The organism is Herbaspirillum sp. GW822-FHT03A08 (genome assembly GCF_058801885.1).
In genome coordinates this window covers 791164-808400 of record NZ_JBXANR010000002.1, presented here as the reverse complement: position 1 = coordinate 808400, position 17237 = coordinate 791164, and the positions used below count along the sequence as shown (strand labels likewise).

Here is a 17237-nt window from a genome sequence, read left to right as displayed (position 1 = left end):
GGTTCACGATGAGATCTCCTTTTTCAGATTTGTTGGTGCTGCGGCGGCGCGCGACGTGTGAGCCGGGGCAGGCTCGGGCTTTCGGAAAAACGGCACATGTCTGCGCCAGAGTTTCCACGCCTGCCAATGAATTTTCATGACGATGCCCATCGTCATGAAGGGCTGCGCCAACAGTGCCCGCAGAGCGCCGGCCGCTGTCAACACCTGACGCTTGCCGCCGATTGCGGTATTGATGAGCGCTCCGTTGCCGTTGCCGTCGTCGTAATCGATACCCACCATGGCGGTTTCCGCCGTGTCGCGAAAACGGAAGCGATAGCTGCCGCGCACTTCGCAGAACGGTGAAACGTGCATGGCCTTGGCACAGACCAGACGCGTATCAGGCGTAATCGCCTGCCCTTCTCTGTCGGCCAGCAGATAGCGATGCGTTTCGCCGAAAGTGTTGTTGACCTCTGCCAACACCGCACGCAACGCACCGTTGCGGTCATGGCAGTACCAGAAGCTGACAGGGTTAAAGACAAAACCGAACAGCCGTGGAAATGTCTGCAGCCAGATCTCGCCGTCATGCGGCAAACCGGCCTCTTTGAGTTGCATACGCATCCACGCATCAAGGTCACTGCCGTCGCGCGGGCCATAGTCGCGAGTTCTCAACGACATCAGACGGCGCCGGTTGACCCCGAACCAGAAATTGCCGGCCTCTTCCATGCGCGCGAGATTGAGACGCAAACAGAAAACCGGGTAGACGAAACGGTGCCGCACGGGACGAAAACGCTCGTGCATGACCTGGCCCCGGATCAGGTAAGCCGCGATATTCACGACGTCACCCCGGCCCATTGCGGTGCGAGGTCAAAACCGGCAGCCACGCGCAAAGCCGATTTCAGGCCGTCTTCGTGAAATCCGTAACCTGTCCATGCGCCGGCAAACCAGATCCCGCGCTTTCCTTGTATGGTGTCGAGCGCCTGCTGCGCTGAGATCGCGTCCTGGTCGAATACCGGATGCTCGTAATCGAACGTCGCGATCACGCTGTCGTCTTTCGGCGGTTTATCCGGATTGAGCGTCACCATCACATCGGTGCGGCACGGCAACGCCTGCAGTTGATTAAGCCAATAACTCACGCATACCGAGCGCTGCCCGCCGATGGACGCGCCGCCGAGATAATTCCAGGAAGACCACACCTTGCGTTGACGTGGCATCAGATCCAGGTCTGTATGCAGATAGGCGACGTTGGCCTGATAGCGCGCGGCGCCCAGCAACCGGCGCTCGTCGGCAGTCGCGTCGGCCAGCACGCGCAAGGTTTGTGGTGCGTGGGTGGCGAAGACAACAGCGTCGTATTCTTCCTCGCCATTCCCGGTACGCACGCAGACTGTCTTGCCGCGTTTGAAGACCTGCTGCACGCGGGTATTGAGACGAACTGCCGGCAAGGTGAACAGAATTTTTTTGACATATTCGCGCGCGCCGCCTTGCACCGTGCGCCACTGCGGGCGATTGCTGACTTGCAGCAGGCCGTGGTTGAGGCAGAAGCGCAAGAAAGTACTGGCCGGGAAATGCAGGATGTCAGCCGGTGAGCTCGACCAGATCGCGGCGGCCATGGGCAGCAAATAGGCATCGCGAAACATCACGCCATAACCGCCTTTGGCCAGCAGTTCGCCCAAGTTCATGGGCTGCGACAAACTCGCTTTCAGATTGGCTTGAGCAGAACGATTGAAACGGAAAATATCCTTGAGCATGCCGAGGAAAGACGGCGACAGCAATCGCTGCCGCTGGGCAAAGACAGTATCCAGATTGGTGCCCGCCCATTCGAACCGTCCGTCGTCCAGCGACACGCCGAACGACATGTCCGTCGCATAGCTGGCGACAGCAAGTTCATCGAGAAGCGCAATCAGGTTCGGATAGGTCGCTTCGTTGAATACCAGAAAGCCGGTGTCGACCGGAAAGGTTTTGCCCTCCAGAGTGACATCGACCGTATTGGTGTGGCCGCCCGCATAAGCGCCTGCCTCGAACAAGACGACGTCATGCGCCCGCGCAAGGAAATAGGCGCTCGCCAGGCCGGAAATGCCAGCCCCGATCACTGCAATCCTTTGCCGTTGTTGCCCCATCGCCTGTCGTCCCTGGTTAAGTGCCGTCTGCGCAGTTGCGCTTGCCACTGTCGGTTTTACCGCTTCGGTGCTAAGATTACTACCAATATAAAATAAAATCTACCAATTAGTATCGAAAGCTACCAATGAGTATCTTTGGCAAACTCAGCTTCAAGGACCAAGCCTTCAAGCTACGCGAAAACGCCATCCTGGACGCCGCGACGTCAGTGCTGGGCAGCAAGGGCTATGATTTGATGACGATGGACGACGTCGCCGGCGCCGTCGGCATCTCCAAGCCAAGCCTGTACAAGCATTTCAAGTCCAAGGAAGATTTGGTGGGTGAGGCGCTGATCCGTCTGATCGACGGCGCCGTCGACTACCTGGCGCAACTGGACGACGGCCTGACACCGAAAGGCAAACTGATGGCTTTGCTGGAATGGGCATTGCGGGTACGCCTGGACGGAGGCCTGCCGTTCCTGCCGTCGACCAGCGCGCATGTGCGCGACATGCTGATGCGCAATCTCAAATACGTCACGCGCGTACTCAAACTCAACGGCCAGATCGAAAAGCTGGTGCTGGCGGCGCAAAAGAAGGGAGAACTCGACGCCTCCCTGCCGAGCGACGTCATTTTGTTCAGCTACTACGCGCGCACCTGCGACCCGGCGGTGGAATATCTGCAACAGTTCAGCAAGATGAAAAACGACGACATCGTGCGCCACATGATGCAGGTGTCGTTCGACGGTTTCAGCCCGTTGCGCTAGAGAATGCAACGAATATTCGTGCATAAATAAGAAGAGGCCGTGGGCGCCAGTGCGCCACCTCCGGTCAAATTAAATCGATCGGATACCTTGACGAGTGCATATGCACATGATAAGGTGGAAATCATGGACACTATTCCAAAACTTGTGGACTGCAATTTATTCGCGACCAAGCAAGCTGCACGGTTTGTCACGCAGCTGTATGAGCGCCATCTGGCGGCAGTCAATGTCACCAGTTCGCAAGTGACGATTTTTGCAGTGATCGACAATCAGCCCGGCATCACCATGACCGAGCTGGCGAAACAGGTTGTGATGGACAGGACCAGTCTTGTCCGCGCTATCCAGCCGTTGAACCGTGACGGATATGTGCTTCAGAAGCCGGAGCCCGGATCCAAGAAGATCACTTTGTATTTATCGAAGTCCGGCACGCAGAAATACCGCGATGCACTCCCCTACTGGGATGCAGCGCAAAAGGAATACGAAGGCATGATCGGCGAAGAGCGCGCCAGAATGTTGCGGCACGAATTGATGGCGATTACACAGCGCTGATTTTCACAGGGTTTATTTTTTCGTAGCGAGGCTGAGTCCTCGCTATTTTTAAAACTCAAATAGTGCATATGCACAATATGATTCAACTATATTTTAACGAGGGGTTATCATGGGCTTGAACAAGAAATACCTGAGAGTCGCATTGTCCGGTGTTGCTCTTACCGCACTGACAGCACTGGCGGCGTGCAGCAAGCCGGCGCCGGCGCCATCCGTGACACCGAAGGTCGCATCCTTTACCGTCCGGACCGCAGAGCTCGATTCCGCCAGCTACACCGGCGTAGTGCATGCACGCACCGAGAGCAATCTGGGTTTCCGGGTGCCGGGCAAGATCGTGGAGCGGCTGGTCGATCCGGGCGAACAGGTAAAACGCGGACAACCGCTATTCAAGCTCGATGCAACTGATTACACCCTGGCGCAGAATGCCGCACGCGCCGCCGTGATCGCCGCCGAAGCGCGCGACGTTCAGGCCCAGGCCGATGAAGTCCGTCTGCGCAATCTGCTGCGTACCGGCGCCGTATCAAAACAAGCCTACGAACAAAGCAAAGCGCTTGCCGATTCCTCCAAAGCGCAGCTCGACGCCGAACACGCACGCGCCAATCAGGTCGAACATCAGGCCGATTACTCCACCTTGCGTGCCGATGCCGATGGCGTTGTCATGGAGGTCCTTGCCGATGCCGGACAAGTCGTCAACGCCGGACAAACCATCGTACGACTCGCGCAAAAAGGTGCACGCGAAGCCGTGGTCAGCATTCCTGAAAACGGACTGAATCAGGCGCGCCGCCAGGCCACGGCCAATCTCTATACCGACGACAGTGAAAAGTTCTCGGCCAAGCTGCGCGAACTGTCCGCCATGGCCGATCCGCTGACTCGCACCTATCAGGCGCGCTACGTCCTGTCCGGCAAGGGCGAGCAAGCGCCGCTGGGCGCAACGGTCACGATCAGACTCACCGGCGACGCATCCTCCTCCCAGACGCAGATTCCCGTAGGCGCCCTGATCGACAAGGGACACGGCGCCAACGTCTGGATGATCGAAAAGCAAAACCAGACCGTCAAGCTCGTCCCCGTCACGGTCTCTCAGCTGGGTGAAGAGTACGCCACGATCAGCGCAGGCCTGAAAGCCGGCGACATCATCGTCGCCTACGGCGTGCATCTGCTCAAGGCAGGCGACAAGGTCTCCCTGGCATCCTCAACTGAATCGGCGACTGCGTCAGCTGCTGAAGCAGGCAGCGCATCATGAGCGGCTTCAACCTTTCCTCCTTTGGCGTACGCGAACGTGCGGTGACGCTGTTCCTGATTATTGCGATTGCCGTCGCCGGCGTGGTCGCCTTTCTCAAACTGGGGCGCGCAGAAGATCCCAGCTTCACCGTGAAGATCATGACCGTCACCGCGCTGTGGCCGGGCGCGACGGCCAAGGAAATGCAACAGCAAGTCGGCGACCGCCTGGAAAAACGCCTGCAGGAACTCGAGTACTACGACCGGGTTGAAACCGCCGCCCGGCCCGGCCTGATCACGATGAAACTGTTCTTCAAGGATTCGACGCCGCCCGAACTCGTGCCGGAACAGTTCTATCAGGTCCGCAAGAAACTGGGCGACGAAGTCATCAACCTTCCGCGCGGCGTCATCGGTCCGGTCATCAATGACGAATATTCCGACGTCTACTTCAGCCTGCTGGCACTCAACGCGCCCGGCCTGCCGCATCGGACACTGGTCGCCGAAGCGGAAAACCTGCGCCAGCGCTTGCTGCACGTCAATGGCGTACAGAAGATCAACATCCTCGGCGAGCAGCAGCAAAAGATCTTCGTTGAAATTTCGCACCAGCGCCTGGCAACCTTGGGCGTGAAGGCGCAGACCATTTTCGACGCACTGAATCGCCAGAACGATGTCACGCCATCGGGCTTCATCGAAACCGCCGGTCCGCGCGTCTACCTGCGGCTGGACGGCGCCATCGACAACATCGACGTCGTCAAGGCAATCCCGATCGCCGCCGGCGGGCGCAGCTTCAAGCTGGGCGACATTGCCGACATCAGGCGTGGTTATGAAGATCCCAAATCTTTTCTGATCCGCACGCAAGGCGAACCGTCGCTGATGCTGGCGGTCGTGATGAAAAAGGGCTTCAACGGTCTGACGCTGGGCAAGTCGCTGGCAGCGGAACGGGACAACATCCAGAAGTCGCTGCCGCTGGGCATGGTCCTGACCAAGGTATCGGATCAGGCCGAGGCGATTGAAGCGGCCATCGACGAATTCATGATCAAGTTCGTCATGGCGCTGGCCGTGGTGATTGTCGTGAGCCTGCTGACGCTCGGATTCCGCGTCGGCATCGTGGTCGCGGCTGCGGTTCCGCTGACGCTTTCGGCGGTCTTCCTTATCATGATGGCGACCGGCCGCGACTTCGATCGCATTACGCTGGGCGCGCTCATCCTGTCGCTGGGCTTGCTGGTCGATGACGCCATCATTGCGATTGAAATGATGGTGGTGAAGATGGAAGAAGGCATGGACCGCATCTCGGCAGCCACCTTCGCCTGGGGCGCTACCGCTGCGCCGATGGCATCCGGCACGCTGGTGACCATCATCGGCTTCCTGCCGGTCGGCTTTGCCCGCTCCACCGCCGGCGAATATGCCGGCAACATCTTCTGGGTGGTCGCCTTTTCGCTCATCACTTCGTGGTTCGTGGCGGTGCTGTTCATCCCTTATCTCGGCGTCAAGATGCTGCCGAATATCCCGGTGCACGCCGGCGGCCAGGATGCGATCTATTCGACCAAAAACTATCAACGCTTCCGCGCACTGGTGCGCTGGTGCGTCGACCGCAAGTGGATTACCGCAGCCATCACGATCGGCATGTTTGCTTTGTCGATTTTTGGCATGGGCTTCGTGCAGAAGCAGTTCTTCCCCAACTCCGAACGTCCGGAGCTGACCATTGAAGTCAACCTGCCGCCGGGCAGCGCCTTCAGCGCCACCGACGCCACCATCAAGACGATTGAAGACGCACTGCGCAAGGAACCGGAAGCCAGGATCGTCTCGAGCTACATCGGCCAGGGTGCACCGCGCTTCTTCCTCTCGGTTAATCCTGAATTGCCCAACCCGGCATTCGGCCAATTGATCGTCCTCACCGACAACTCCAAGGACCGCGACGCCCTCAAAACCAAGGTCAGCAAGATGATAGCGAGCGGCAAGTTCGCCAACGCCCGGGTACGCGTCAGCCAGTTCCTGTTCGGTCCGCCGGTGCCCTTCCCCGTGCTGTTCCGCGTGGTGGGTCCCGACCTCAATACGGCTCGCGACATCGCCTTCAAGGTCAGGGATGTAATGCAAGCCAACCCGAACATGCGCGACGTGCATCTGGACTGGGGCGACAGAACGCCGACGATGCGTCTCGAGCTGGATCAGGAGCGCCTGCGCCAGGTCGGTCTCAATCCGAAGGATGCCGCCTTGCAGCTGCAGACACTGCTGAACGGCGCCTCGACGACACAAGTGCGCGAAGGCCTGCGCGTAGTGGACGTCATCGTCCGCGGCGTCAAACATGATCGCAAGAGCCTGGCCGACATCGGCAACCTGACGCTGACCACGCAGGACGGCGTGGCCATTCCGCTGTCGCAGGTCAGCAAGCTGTCGGCGAATGTGGAAGATGCCGTGTTGAAGCGCTACAACCGTGAACTCTATATTGCGGTCCAGGGCGATGTGCGCGATGGCGTTCAGCCGCCGGATGTCACCCATGCCCTGCTGCCGAAACTTGATGCCATCAAAGCCGCGTTGCCGGCCGGCTATCACATCGACACCGGCGGTTCGGTGGAAGAAAGCGCCAAGGCCGACGTTGCACTGGCCGCGATGTTCCCGCTGATGATCATCCTGATGCTGGCCGTGATCATGTTCCAGGTGCGTTCCTTCGCGACCATGTGGATGGTATTCGCCACCGCGCCGCTGGGCCTGGTGGGTGCGGTGCCGACACTGCTGATCTTCAATCAGCCGTTCGGCTTCAACGCCATCCTCGGCCTGATCGGTCTGGCCGGCATCCTGATCCGCAACACGCTGATCCTGGTCGATCAGATCCGCAGCGATCTGCAATCAGGACTGACGCCTTATCAGGCGGTCATCGAATCGACCGTGCGACGTGCACGTCCGGTCATCCTGACGGCGGTGGCAGCGATGCTGGCGTTCATCCCGCTGACGCACTCGGCGTTCTGGGGACCGCTCGCTTACGTGCTCATCGGCGGCGTCGGCGTCGGCACCTTGCTCACACTGCTGTTCCTGCCGGCGCTGTATGCCATCTGGTTCAAGGTGAAGCGCCCGACGTCGCCTGTTGCCCCGGTCACACCGGCCACACCGGCCGCAATCAGTCACTCTCACGCTTGAGGAAAACAAAATGAAAACGACTTTCTCATCCCTGCGGACACTGGCCGGCATCTCCGTGATCGGCGCTTTGTTGTCTGCGTGTTCGCTTGCACCATCCTACGAACAACCCGCGCTGCCGGTAGCCGCGCACTGGAATGCTCCCGGCGGTGCCGACGAACAGTCCGATGCGCCGCGTGCAACGGCGATCTCCTGGAACGACTTCTTTCAGGACGCGCAACTGAAATCGCTGATCGCCACCGCCCTGGACAACAACCGCGATCTGCGCATGGCTACACTCAACATCGAACGTGCGCGGGCGATGTACAACATCCAGGCTGCCGATCAGGTGCCCAACATCGCCGCCGTCGGCAACGGCTCACGCCAACGCTTGCCGGCGGACGTCAATCCGACCGGCAAGACCGGCGTCAACACCAGCTACTTCGCCGGTGTCGGCATGGCAGCATTTGAAATCGATCTGTTCGGACGTGTCAAAAACCTGAGCGAAGCTGCACTGCAACGCTATCTCGCCACCGAGCAGGCACAGCGCAGCGCCCAGATCAGTCTGATTGCCGCGGTCGCCACCACCTACGAAGCCCTGGTCGCGGATCAGCGTTTGCTTCGTCTCACCGAACAGACGCTGGCCAGCCGGGCCGATTCCTACGACCGTCAGCAGAAGCTGTATGCCGAAGGCGCCAGCTCCGAATACGATCTCAGGCAAGCCGAGTCCCTGTTTGCAGCCGCCAAGGCGGCGCGTGCGCAGCAAGAGCGACGCAAGGCGCAGGATGAAAATGCCTTGACGGTGCTGGCCGGCCAGCCGCTGCCACCGGGCATCGGCGCGTCCGACTCGACCTCCGGTGCACGGACGCTGCCTGATCTGCCGGCAGGACTGCCATCGGAACTCATCACCGCCCGGCCGGACATTCTTCAGCAGGAAGCGATCCTCCGTTCCCAGAACGCCAACATCGGCGCGGCACGGGCGGCGTTCTTCCCCCGTATTTCGCTGACGGGAAACTTCGGATCGGCGAGCAACGAGCTGTCGGGTCTCTTCGATTCTGGCTCACGCTCGTGGGCATTCATTCCGCAAATTTCCATTCCCATCTTTGAAGGTGGACGAAATATCGCCAACCTGAAAGTCGCAGAGAGCGACAAGAAAATCGCCATCGCCCAGTACGACAAGACGGTGCAGGTCGCCTTCCGCGAAGTCGCCGACGCCCTTGCCGGACGTGCCACGCTGGCGGAAGAAGTCAGCTCCGTGAAGGCGCAGGAGAACGCCGAAACGGCGCGCTACGGCTTCGCCAGGAGCCGCTACGAAGCCGGATATTCCAGCTATCTGGAATATCTGGATGCGCAGCGCTCCCTGTTCTCAGTGCAGCAGCAATCGATCCAGGTGCAACTTGCAGAGCTCCAAAACAGAATCACGCTCTACAAGGTACTCGGCGGCGGCTGGAAATCGCCTGCGCCCTGAAATCCCTCGCACAGCAATGCCATTCAACCGAGAAGCTGAGGTCCGCCATGGAATATGAAATCAATTTTGCCGGTGCCGGCCTCATTTTTCTCGACATGCTCATGCTATGGGCATGCTGGATGGTGCGCAAACATCTCGCGTTGATGGAGTATGAAGAGGAGAGAAGCGAGCAGGAGAATGTGCGTTATCTTCAGCGGCTTCTCATGCTTGTCGGCGACCGGCCCGACAGAGACGACGGCGATTTACAGGTGCGTGATGAGCGTCCGTAATCCGGACGCGTGCTGAAGCCTGGCAAAGATCCGTCTTGCGATTAAATCGGATTCTGCAGTCGCTACAAGAGTCAAACGCCGCTGAACCAGTTGTAGCCCTGATCTTCCCAGTATCCACCCGGATTTTCATTGGTCACGTAGATGGCAACCACGTGCTTGGGATTTTTGAATCCGAGCTTGGTCGGCACCCGGACCTTGAGCGGAAAACCGTAGGATGTCGGTAGCGGCTCCTTGCGAAAGTCCAGCGCCAGAATGGTCTGCGGGTGCAATGCTGTGGGCATGTCGAGGCTGGAATAATAACGGTCGGCACATTTGAAACCGACGTACTTCGCGGAGGTGTCGGCACCGACGGCCTGGAGAAATTTTTTCAGAGGAACGCCTGACCATTGGCCGATCGCGCTCCAGCCTTCAATGCAAATGTGCCTGGTAATCTGCTCGGCCTGCGGTAGTGCGCGCAGCCGCTCAACTGTCCAGGGCTGCTTGTCTCGCACCAGGCCTGACACTTCGAGGCGCCAGTCGGTCACGTCGATGTCCGGCGCATTGACCTCATCATAAAACGCGTTAAAAGGAAACGGGTCCGTAATCTGGCTCGCGGCATAGCTGGGGGCGAGCTTGTCTCCGCGAAACAGCAAAGCCTGAACCCGGTCATTCCAGCGCGACATGGACCAGAGCACCTTATCGACGCTGTCATTGTCTTGCAGATCGCAACCGGCGAGCATCGAGAGCGCGCCCAGCGAAAGCGCCGACCGCAACAAGAGCCGCCGCTCGACTTTGACCAGCGCCGTGCGGTGATCCGCCAACTTGATCTTCTCCGGTTTACGGACAGGCGTTTCGTCTTGCTCACTCATGAGGCACTCTCTTTCGCATTTCCCCGCCCCGTCACCATGGGCAACAGGGTCTTCGGCACGATGGCGACCAGGAGCAGATGCACCACGACAAACGCGGCGATGCCGGCCATGGCGGCGAAGTGCACCTTGCGCGAGAAATCGAATCCGCCGAACAAGTCGCTTAACAATTCCAGCTGCACCGGCTTCCAGATCGACAGTCCGGACAGTACAACGATGACACCGAGGAACATCACACCCCAGTACAACAGTTTCTGCACGGCGTTATAGATGCCCGGCCGATGAGGCAACTGAAAACGTACGGCTTGATAGGCATCGGACATCACCTCGCGCGCACGCAAAGGTAAAAAATGCCGGCGAAAATGACCGCTGGCCACTCCATAAATCAGATAGAAAAGGCCATTGACCACCACCAGCCACATTGCTGCAAAATGCCATGCGATGGCGCCGCCCAACCATCCGCCCAACGTCGCCCATAGCGGAAATCTGAAACCGAAAATCGGCGAAGCGTTGTAGATGGCCCAACCGCTCATCAGCATGATGCCGATAGCCAAGGCATTGATCCAATGAGCAATGCGGACAGCCAGCGGATGGAGAAGAATCTTCTTGGGCATTGGCAGACCTTTTTACATCGGAGGCGTGATGCCGTTCTTGCCTACGCTGACCGATACTGCCGTCAGGCTTTCATCCGGATTCTTGCGGGCGCGCAGCACGATCTTGGCGCCTGCGACCAGCATGGAACGTTCACCGGCTTCAATATTGACGATAGGCACGTCTTCAGGAACGATAATCTTCTTTTCGCCGCCTTTGTATTTCAACGTGAGCGTGCGGCCGTTGCTGGCCACCATATCGCCGACGGTGCCATTGGTCATGGTGCTGTTGGGCGCGAGATCGAAGGGTCGGTGACCGTCACCGGTGCCGGCCATTGCAGGCGGGAACACATGCACCTCGAGCGCCTTCTGCGAGCCGTCCGGTTGCGGAATGGCGGCCGTACCGATATAGCTGCCAGGTTTGATGTCTTCGATTTTGGCGATGGAGATGGCGGCTACCCGCGTGTCTTTATCGAGCGCAATAGTTTGCTCAGCGCCGCGATTGTTCTTGACGACCAGCTTGTCGCTGCTGACCGAGACGATGGCGCCGCGTACACCGATCAAAGCTGGCGCCTTTGCTGTCTGCGCCAGGACGGCAGAACCGATAAAGCCGGTTGCGAGAATGGCCGAGACAACGGTGTTGCGAATGAATTTCTGAATGGGAGCGTTCATGGATTCGATACCGGAGAGTGGGGAGATGATTATTCTGCGCAGGCGCAGGCGACATCTGCATGACATTTAAATGACAAAACTGTCAGTTTCGATTTCCGCGACTGGCGGGAACGAATCGGAACGCAACTTAAGGCGTCGGTAAGCCGTACATGGAGACTCCAGGGTCATTCGCGTGGAAAAATCGACGTGAAATGTAAAAAGCCCCGCAACTCTGTAAGTTACGGGGCTTTGTTGACACACAGACTGCCTGGTGTACTTCAGAAAGGCTGTTCGACGCTGGCACCTTCGTAACCAGCCGCCCATTGCGAGATATCGCCAGGCATTCAGGCCTCTCATGAAACATTGCCAGGTGAGAATTCAGGCCCCAACCTCTACCGCAGCACTTGCGGCAACCTCGTATTGACAAGTATTGGCATATGCAATTAAATTAAAAGTAATGGCATATGCAATCAATTTTCAGATTTGAGAACACATATGCCTCTTCCCTATCCTTGGAAAATAACTTCGGAGAAATCTCATGCCTTATTTGCAACTAGATGTAAACGACAACTACTCTGTCGACCTTAAGAAGAGCCTCGCCAGAAAAATGGCCGTCACCTATGCCGATCTCATGACGGTCGACATTCGCCGCATCAGCATTGCTATTCGTGAAGTTGGCCAAGGGGGTGTCTGGAGGACCGCGGATGGGGAACCTGTTCCCGTTTCCGTCCTGATGTGCGACATTCGTAAAGGGCGAACACCGGAGCTTCGTATGGAGGTCGCAAAAGCTCTCTGCGCCGATTGCATCGAGATACTCGGCCTACGCGAAGATCGGCTGAATGTTGAGTTCACGCAACACTCCGGAGATGAGATGTACCACCCGACATTGGGCGGCTTCAGCCCGGAATGGTCTGAGAACGAAGCATAATTCTGCCAATCCGTACGACAGTGATACTGGCGGAGATAAATCTGTGAGATCCATCGGAGATAGATATTGACTCAGCAAAGTGCTAAAGATCCCCTTGTTTGCAACGGTGCTGCGCTGCGTAAAGCCAGTCGGCGTGTTACCCAACTATATGACGGAGTGCTTGCCCCGTGCGGGCTCACCATCTCCCAACGATCGGTTCTCGTGCACATACAGCGAGCAGGAGAACCGTCCATGTCGGAGCTGGCATATGCAATGGTGCTTGATCGCTCGGCTCTGGCCCACAATCTGAAGCCATTGGAGCGTGACGGATACGTCGTACAGACTCGAGACGCGAAGGATGGACGAAGCCGGCGGGTTACGCTGACGCAATCGGGCCGGGAAAAATTAGCTGAGGCAAATTTGCTATGGCGCAAGGCTCAAACGCGATTTGAAAAAGTCTATGGGCCAGACAGGTCGGAAGCACTGCGTTTTGCTCTGGCGGATATTTTTTCCGACGAATTCGCCGAGGCTTTTTTGCAAAACTAAGTCGAACTTGTTGATACATCCAAAAAATTCGTTGGGGCAGCTCCTGTTGAACTGCTCCCAGAATCAGACAGATATTTACTTGGCGCTACAGCTGTTTTTATTCCGCCGTCACAGGACCTGCGCCGTCCCTGCCGAAGCGCGTTGGATAGCCTGGGGAGGTTGTCCAAATGCGCGAAGAAACGCCTGCCGCATACGCTCCCGATCACCGAATCCGGTTTCGCGCGCAATGACTTCAATTGGATGCCGTGTAGTCTCCATCATCAATCGAGCGGCCTCTACGCGGAGACGTTCGATGGCCTTGGCAGGAGACTGGCCTGTCTCCTCACGAAACACCCGGCTGAATTGACGCGGACTCAGTCGCGCAACTTCTGACAGAGTTTCCACGGAGAGATCACTACCAAGATTCTCTCTTGCATGCGTAAGCGCCATCTGTACACGGTCAGACTTTGCATCCAGCTCTAAAAGCGCCGAGAACTGCGACTGTCCGCCGCCACGTCGCTGATACACCACAAGCTTGCGCGCAACCATGCGAGCGGTCTCCAGTCCAAAATCCTTTTCGACGATTGCCAACGCAAGATCAACGCCTGCGGTCATTCCTGCCGACGTCCAGATTTGCCCATCCACGACAAAGATGCGGTCTTCGTCCAGCAGTACGTTGGGGTACTGCTTTCGAAACTCCTTGGCGTGAAACCAATGCGTCGTCGCGTGCCGGCCCTCAAGCAAGCCGGCCGCAGCCAGGACGATCGCGCCAGTACAGACCGCTGCAACACGCCTGCTTTGACTTGGCGCGTTGCGTATGTAGTCCAACAGGCTGTCAGGCGGAAGGTGGCATTCATTGTCTCCCGCCACGATGAGCGTGTCATACGCCGAATCCCGAAGACGATCCGTATTGACGGAAAAACTCTGAGACGTCATCACGGGACCGCCCTCTTCGGAGACCACACGAAATTGATAGGCCCTTTCGCCAAGAAAGAGATTTGTGTACTCAAAAACACTCGCAACGGCGAGGCCCAAAGCTTGGAAATTTGGATAAACGACGAGCCCAACGGTATGCATAAATAGCCCCACATTCATTGTCGCAATACATTGAATATATCGTAAAACAGACATTGAAGCGGAATGCAGATCCAGTGGTTATCTAAGAACCGCAATGGCCAACACCCCCATAATATGGATATCCCCGCAATACTGTTGAAGTTGCAGCAACTCAAACGCGCAATGGCCGAAATCATTGCATCTATGTCATTGGGGATATTCAAAATCGAAGTCAGAATGCCTACCTACCCCCGACACTTCGCCGGGAGAACATTCTGAAAGAGAAAATATTATGACCTCCTCCAGCACATCCCTGAAGGGAACAGCTCTGATCACCGGCGCATCTGCAGGCATCGGCGCCATCTACGCCGACCGCTTGGTCAAACGTGGCTACGACCTCATTCTGGTAGCCCGTAACGCCGATCGCCTGAAGGCACTGGCGACCCGTCTGACGGCAGAAACCGGTCGTTCCGTGACCACTATCGCCGCCGACCTCAACAACAAGGCGGACCTCTCCAAGATCGAGAACGTCCTGCGCGATGACAAGAGCATCTCCATGTTGTTGAACAACGCTGGTATCGGCTCGGTTGCGTCGGTACTTAATAGCAATGTCGATGAAATGGAAGCGATGATTTCTCTGAACATCACTGCACTCACCCGTCTGACTTATGCGGTGGCGCCAGTCTTTGCCGCCAAGGGCGCGGGCACGATCATTAACATCAGTTCGGCCGTCGGTATCGCTGTCGAAGCGTTGAACAGCGTCTATAGCGCGTCGAAATCCTACGTTCTGAGCTTCGGTCACGTGCTCCAGCGCGATCTCGCCGACAAGGGCGTACGTATCCAGACCGTACTGCCCGCAGCTACTGCCACCGAATTCTGGGATGTCGCCGGCTATTCGAAGCAGAAAGAATCCCCCAATACGATGACGGCGGAAGACCTGGTTGATGCCGCGCTGGCTGGCCTGGATCAAGGCGAACTGGTGACAATTCCGCCGTTGCATGACAACGATATCTGGGCGCGCTGGGAAGCGGATCGCCGTACGTTGAGCTCGAAGTTTGGCAATTCCAAACCAGCTCCGCGCTATGCCGTTTCGGCTGACAAGATTTAAATCTCCAATTCAGACAGGAACAGAACATCATGAATATCCTCAAAATCAGTGCCGCTGTTTTGGCAATGGCGACAACCTTCGCACTTGCTCCTTCTGCATCGGCGAAATCCCGCGGCAAAGTACTGGTAGTCATGTCGAGTGCACAGGAACTGGATCTGCGCGACGGCAAAAAATACGCGACAGGCTACTACCTCAACGAATTCGTTGTCCCTTACCGCAAGCTGGTGGAAGCCGGCTACGAGCCGGTCATTGCGAATCCCAAGGGCGACTTGCCTGTCATGGACGCCAACTCGAACAACAAGATGTTCTTCGGCGGCGATGAGGCGGCACGTGCCGCTGCAGAAAAGTACGCCCAGGGGATTGAGCAACTGAAGCATCCGAAGACACTGGCCTCCGTTGTCGCAGAAGGAACAAGCGGCTATGCCGGTCTGTTCATTCCCGGCGGCCACGCGCCGATGGCTGACTTGCTGAAGGATCGCAACTTAGGAAAAATCCTTGTGAGCTTCCACGAAACCCGTCGCCCTACCGGAATTATCTGTCATGGGCCGATCGTCCTGCTGTCGGCACTTCGTGATCCGGATGCCTTCGTTGCTTCGATGGTCGTCAACGATGGCAAGGCCAACTCACTTGCAGCAGGCTGGCCGTACGCCGGCTATCGCCTGACTGTCTTCTCCACCGGCGAAGAGCAGCAACTCGAAGGCCCTTCGGGTCTGGGCGGCAACGTGCAGTTCTACCCGGTGAATGCCCTGGCCGAAGCCGGCGCGCACGTCGACACTTTGGCAAACTGGCATAGCAATGTCATCGTCGATCGCGAACTGATTACCGGACAACAGCCAATGTCCGCTCCGGAATTCGGCGACGTGCTAGTCAAGCAACTAAATATCCATCGTCGCTGAGCCAGTCTTGGTGAAGTGACCTGATTGAAGACCAGGGAAGCCTGCCGCCGGGTCTTCTCTCGTTGACATGAAATTCATTAAATGAAAAAACAATCTCGACTGCTTATACGTAGAGATGGGCCAGAAGCACGGAGTATTGGGCAAGCACATTGAGCGCTCAAATCCTATACTGCAACAGAGAGTCCGGCGGCGTAAATCTTAACTACGATAAGCGTCGCTTCCGCATTCAGATTTCCGCATTCTACTGACTCATACTTAGGAGCACGAATTGACCGACATCGCATTTTTAGGAATGGGCGCCATGGGATCACGCATGGCATTGAATCTTCTCAAGGCAGGCCATCAGGTAACCGTGTGGAACCGGAGTCCTGCCGCAGCCATGGAACTTGTCGCAAAGGGCGCCAGGCAAGCCGGCAACCCGAAGGAAGCAGCCCAAGGTGCTGCTTTTGTTTTTGCCATGGTCCGGGACGACAATGCCTCCCGTCAGGTATGGCTCGATCCGGAAAACGGCGCTCTGGCGGGAATGGCTGAAGGCTCCGTGATGATCGAAAGCTCCACGCTGTCGCCTGATTGGATCCGTGAACTGGGTAGCGAAGCAAGCAGACATGGCGTTGCGCTGCTTGAGGCGCCGGTTGCAGGGTCGCGCCCGCAAGCAGAGGCAGCGCAGCTGATTTATCTGATCGGTGGCGACCAGGCGACCTTTGACCGCTGTGAGCCGCTCCTCAAGGTTCTCGGTTCTGCGCTGCATCTGGTTGGACCGTTGGGCACCGGCGCTCTGGTAAAACTTGGCACAAATACGATGCTCGGGATTCAGGTCGCAACTCTGGCAGAACTGATGGGAATGTTTAAGCGCAATGGAGTGGATGCCTCAAATGCGTTTAATGTCATTGGGCAAACCGCAGTTTCAAGTCCGGCGGCACGGCAGATAGTCAGCCTGATGCTGGCAGGCGATATCTCGCCACGGTTTCCGGTTGAATTGATCGAGAAAGACTTCGGCTATACGGTAAATGCAGCCGGCGACCAGGCAGCAGCGCCAACTATTGCTGCAGCAAGAGGAATTTTCCAGGAAGCGATACGCCAAGGCCTGGGCAGCTCAAACATGACGAGTGTCATGCAGCTGTTTGTGAAATAGACGACCTGGATTTTTGTTGCATGCTCAGCTTGCCTGTAAGGCAGGAATTTTGCGGGTTCCTATTCTGGTCGAATAGTGAAAATTCCTGTTG

Annotated in this window: 17 protein-coding genes; 11 read left to right on the top strand and 6 right to left on the bottom strand. The window is 57.3% G+C overall.

Annotation, left to right across the window (positions count from 1 at the left end; translation table 11 throughout):
• Positions 1-3 precede the first annotated feature (3 nt).
• Together AC1RN6_RS08795 and AC1RN6_RS08790 are read right to left on the bottom strand one after the other, a co-directional pair.
• The gene (locus tag AC1RN6_RS08795) at positions 4-813 is read right to left on the bottom strand and encodes a DUF1365 domain-containing protein (RefSeq protein ID WP_493004631.1); all 810 of its coding nucleotides are present in this window, start codon (positions 811-813) and stop codon (positions 4-6) included.
• Positions 810-2093 carry an NAD(P)/FAD-dependent oxidoreductase gene (locus AC1RN6_RS08790; protein ID WP_493004760.1) on the bottom strand — a complete coding sequence of 428 codons (1284 nt, stop codon included), beginning with the start codon at positions 2091-2093 and terminating at the stop codon, positions 810-812. The genes AC1RN6_RS08795 and AC1RN6_RS08790 overlap by 4 nt, the downstream gene beginning before the upstream one ends.
• A gap of 125 nt (positions 2094-2218) precedes the next feature.
• Here AC1RN6_RS08790 and AC1RN6_RS08785 point away from each other — a divergent pair, with 125 nt between their 5' ends.
• The 6 genes from AC1RN6_RS08785 (at position 2219) to AC1RN6_RS08760 (ending at position 9436) form a co-directional block, all read left to right on the top strand.
• Positions 2219-2833 (top strand): TetR/AcrR family transcriptional regulator, encoded by a 615-nt coding sequence (locus AC1RN6_RS08785; RefSeq protein ID WP_493004629.1) that lies wholly within the window; start codon positions 2219-2221, stop codon positions 2831-2833.
• A 123-nt stretch (positions 2834-2956) separates the two neighbouring features.
• Positions 2957-3379, top strand: a complete 423-nt coding sequence (locus AC1RN6_RS08780) for a MarR family winged helix-turn-helix transcriptional regulator (protein ID WP_493004627.1) — start codon at positions 2957-2959, stop codon at positions 3377-3379.
• 109 nt (positions 3380-3488) lie between these two features.
• Positions 3489-4616 carry an efflux RND transporter periplasmic adaptor subunit gene (locus AC1RN6_RS08775; protein WP_493004625.1) on the top strand — a complete coding sequence of 376 codons (1128 nt, stop codon included), beginning with the start codon at positions 3489-3491 and terminating at the stop codon, positions 4614-4616.
• Positions 4613-7723, top strand: coding sequence for an efflux RND transporter permease subunit (locus AC1RN6_RS08770; RefSeq protein WP_493004623.1), 3111 nt, complete (start codon positions 4613-4615; stop codon positions 7721-7723). Before AC1RN6_RS08775 ends, AC1RN6_RS08770 begins: the two co-directional genes overlap by 4 nt.
• Positions 7724-7733: 10 nt before the next feature.
• Positions 7734-9167, top strand: a complete 1434-nt coding sequence (locus AC1RN6_RS08765; RefSeq protein WP_493004621.1) for an efflux transporter outer membrane subunit — start codon at positions 7734-7736, stop codon at positions 9165-9167.
• 47 nt (positions 9168-9214) lie between these two features.
• Positions 9215-9436 carry a hypothetical protein gene (locus AC1RN6_RS08760; RefSeq protein WP_493004620.1) on the top strand — a complete coding sequence of 74 codons (222 nt, stop codon included), beginning with the start codon at positions 9215-9217 and terminating at the stop codon, positions 9434-9436.
• A gap of 71 nt (positions 9437-9507) precedes the next feature.
• On the opposite strand, the gene AC1RN6_RS08755 is transcribed toward AC1RN6_RS08760, so the two are convergent.
• Genes AC1RN6_RS08755 through AC1RN6_RS08745 form a run of 3 tightly spaced genes read right to left on the bottom strand, consistent with a single transcriptional unit; the run spans position 9508 to position 11543 of the window.
• Positions 9508-10284 carry a molybdopterin-dependent oxidoreductase gene (locus AC1RN6_RS08755; protein ID WP_493004618.1) on the bottom strand — a complete coding sequence of 259 codons (777 nt, stop codon included), beginning with the start codon at positions 10282-10284 and terminating at the stop codon, positions 9508-9510.
• Entirely contained in the window at positions 10281-10895 is a 615-nt protein-coding gene (locus tag AC1RN6_RS08750; RefSeq protein WP_493004616.1) for a cytochrome b/b6 domain-containing protein, read from the bottom strand. The genes AC1RN6_RS08755 and AC1RN6_RS08750 overlap by 4 nt, the downstream gene beginning before the upstream one ends.
• Positions 10896-10907: 12 nt before the next feature.
• The gene (locus AC1RN6_RS08745; protein WP_493004615.1) at positions 10908-11543 is read right to left on the bottom strand and encodes a hypothetical protein; all 636 of its coding nucleotides are present in this window, start codon (positions 11541-11543) and stop codon (positions 10908-10910) included.
• Positions 11544-12060: 517 nt separating this feature from the next.
• Between AC1RN6_RS08745 and AC1RN6_RS08740 the strand changes: the two genes are divergently transcribed.
• On the top strand, positions 12061-12450 hold the full coding sequence (locus AC1RN6_RS08740) for a tautomerase family protein (protein WP_493004613.1): 390 nt from the start codon (positions 12061-12063) through the stop codon (positions 12448-12450).
• 66 nt (positions 12451-12516) lie between these two features.
• On the top strand, positions 12517-12975 hold the full coding sequence (locus AC1RN6_RS08735) for a MarR family winged helix-turn-helix transcriptional regulator (RefSeq protein ID WP_493004611.1): 459 nt from the start codon (positions 12517-12519) through the stop codon (positions 12973-12975).
• Between the two features lie 108 nt (positions 12976-13083).
• On the opposite strand, the gene AC1RN6_RS08730 is transcribed toward AC1RN6_RS08735, so the two are convergent.
• The gene (locus tag AC1RN6_RS08730) at positions 13084-14031 is read right to left on the bottom strand and encodes a GlxA family transcriptional regulator (RefSeq protein WP_493004758.1); all 948 of its coding nucleotides are present in this window, start codon (positions 14029-14031) and stop codon (positions 13084-13086) included.
• A 271-nt stretch (positions 14032-14302) separates the two neighbouring features.
• Here AC1RN6_RS08730 and AC1RN6_RS08725 point away from each other — a divergent pair, with 271 nt between their 5' ends.
• The 3 genes from AC1RN6_RS08725 to AC1RN6_RS08715 all read left to right on the top strand — a co-directional run bounded on the left by AC1RN6_RS08725 (position 14303) and on the right by AC1RN6_RS08715 (position 17146).
• Positions 14303-15118 carry an SDR family NAD(P)-dependent oxidoreductase gene (locus AC1RN6_RS08725; RefSeq protein WP_493004610.1) on the top strand — a complete coding sequence of 272 codons (816 nt, stop codon included), beginning with the start codon at positions 14303-14305 and terminating at the stop codon, positions 15116-15118.
• 29 nt (positions 15119-15147) lie between these two features.
• A complete protein-coding gene (locus AC1RN6_RS08720; protein WP_493004608.1) occupies positions 15148-16014 on the top strand; it encodes a type 1 glutamine amidotransferase domain-containing protein in 867 nt (288 codons plus the stop codon).
• Positions 16015-16282: 268 nt separating this feature from the next.
• Positions 16283-17146: an NAD(P)-dependent oxidoreductase gene (locus AC1RN6_RS08715; RefSeq protein ID WP_493004607.1), complete on the top strand. Its 864-nt coding sequence runs from the start codon at positions 16283-16285 to the stop codon at positions 17144-17146.
• Positions 17147-17237: the final 91 nt, after the last annotated feature.

Excerpts from the sequence above, each read along its gene's own strand:
- AC1RN6_RS08730 (WP_493004758.1), bottom strand. The coding sequence starts at position 14,031 with ATGCATACCGTTGGGCTCGTCGTTTATCCAAATTTCCAAGCTTTGGGC.
- AC1RN6_RS08775 (WP_493004625.1), top strand. The coding sequence starts at position 3,489 with ATGGGCTTGAACAAGAAATACCTGAGAGTCGCATTGTCCGGTGTTGCT.
- AC1RN6_RS08760 (WP_493004620.1), top strand. The coding sequence starts at position 9,215 with ATGGAATATGAAATCAATTTTGCCGGTGCCGGCCTCATTTTTCTCGAC.
- AC1RN6_RS08750 (WP_493004616.1), bottom strand. The coding sequence starts at position 10,895 with ATGCCCAAGAAGATTCTTCTCCATCCGCTGGCTGTCCGCATTGCTCAT.
- AC1RN6_RS08765 (WP_493004621.1), top strand. The coding sequence starts at position 7,734 with ATGAAAACGACTTTCTCATCCCTGCGGACACTGGCCGGCATCTCCGTG.
- AC1RN6_RS08720 (WP_493004608.1), top strand. The coding sequence starts at position 15,148 with ATGAATATCCTCAAAATCAGTGCCGCTGTTTTGGCAATGGCGACAACC.
- AC1RN6_RS08780 (WP_493004627.1), top strand. The coding sequence starts at position 2,957 with ATGGACACTATTCCAAAACTTGTGGACTGCAATTTATTCGCGACCAAG.
- AC1RN6_RS08790 (WP_493004760.1), bottom strand. The coding sequence starts at position 2,093 with ATGGGGCAACAACGGCAAAGGATTGCAGTGATCGGGGCTGGCATTTCC.
- AC1RN6_RS08755 (WP_493004618.1), bottom strand. The coding sequence starts at position 10,284 with ATGAGTGAGCAAGACGAAACGCCTGTCCGTAAACCGGAGAAGATCAAG.
- AC1RN6_RS08740 (WP_493004613.1), top strand. The coding sequence starts at position 12,061 with ATGCCTTATTTGCAACTAGATGTAAACGACAACTACTCTGTCGACCTT.
- AC1RN6_RS08770 (WP_493004623.1), top strand. The coding sequence starts at position 4,613 with ATGAGCGGCTTCAACCTTTCCTCCTTTGGCGTACGCGAACGTGCGGTG.
- AC1RN6_RS08745 (WP_493004615.1), bottom strand. The coding sequence starts at position 11,543 with ATGAACGCTCCCATTCAGAAATTCATTCGCAACACCGTTGTCTCGGCC.
- AC1RN6_RS08785 (WP_493004629.1), top strand. The coding sequence starts at position 2,219 with ATGAGTATCTTTGGCAAACTCAGCTTCAAGGACCAAGCCTTCAAGCTA.
- AC1RN6_RS08725 (WP_493004610.1), top strand. The coding sequence starts at position 14,303 with ATGACCTCCTCCAGCACATCCCTGAAGGGAACAGCTCTGATCACCGGC.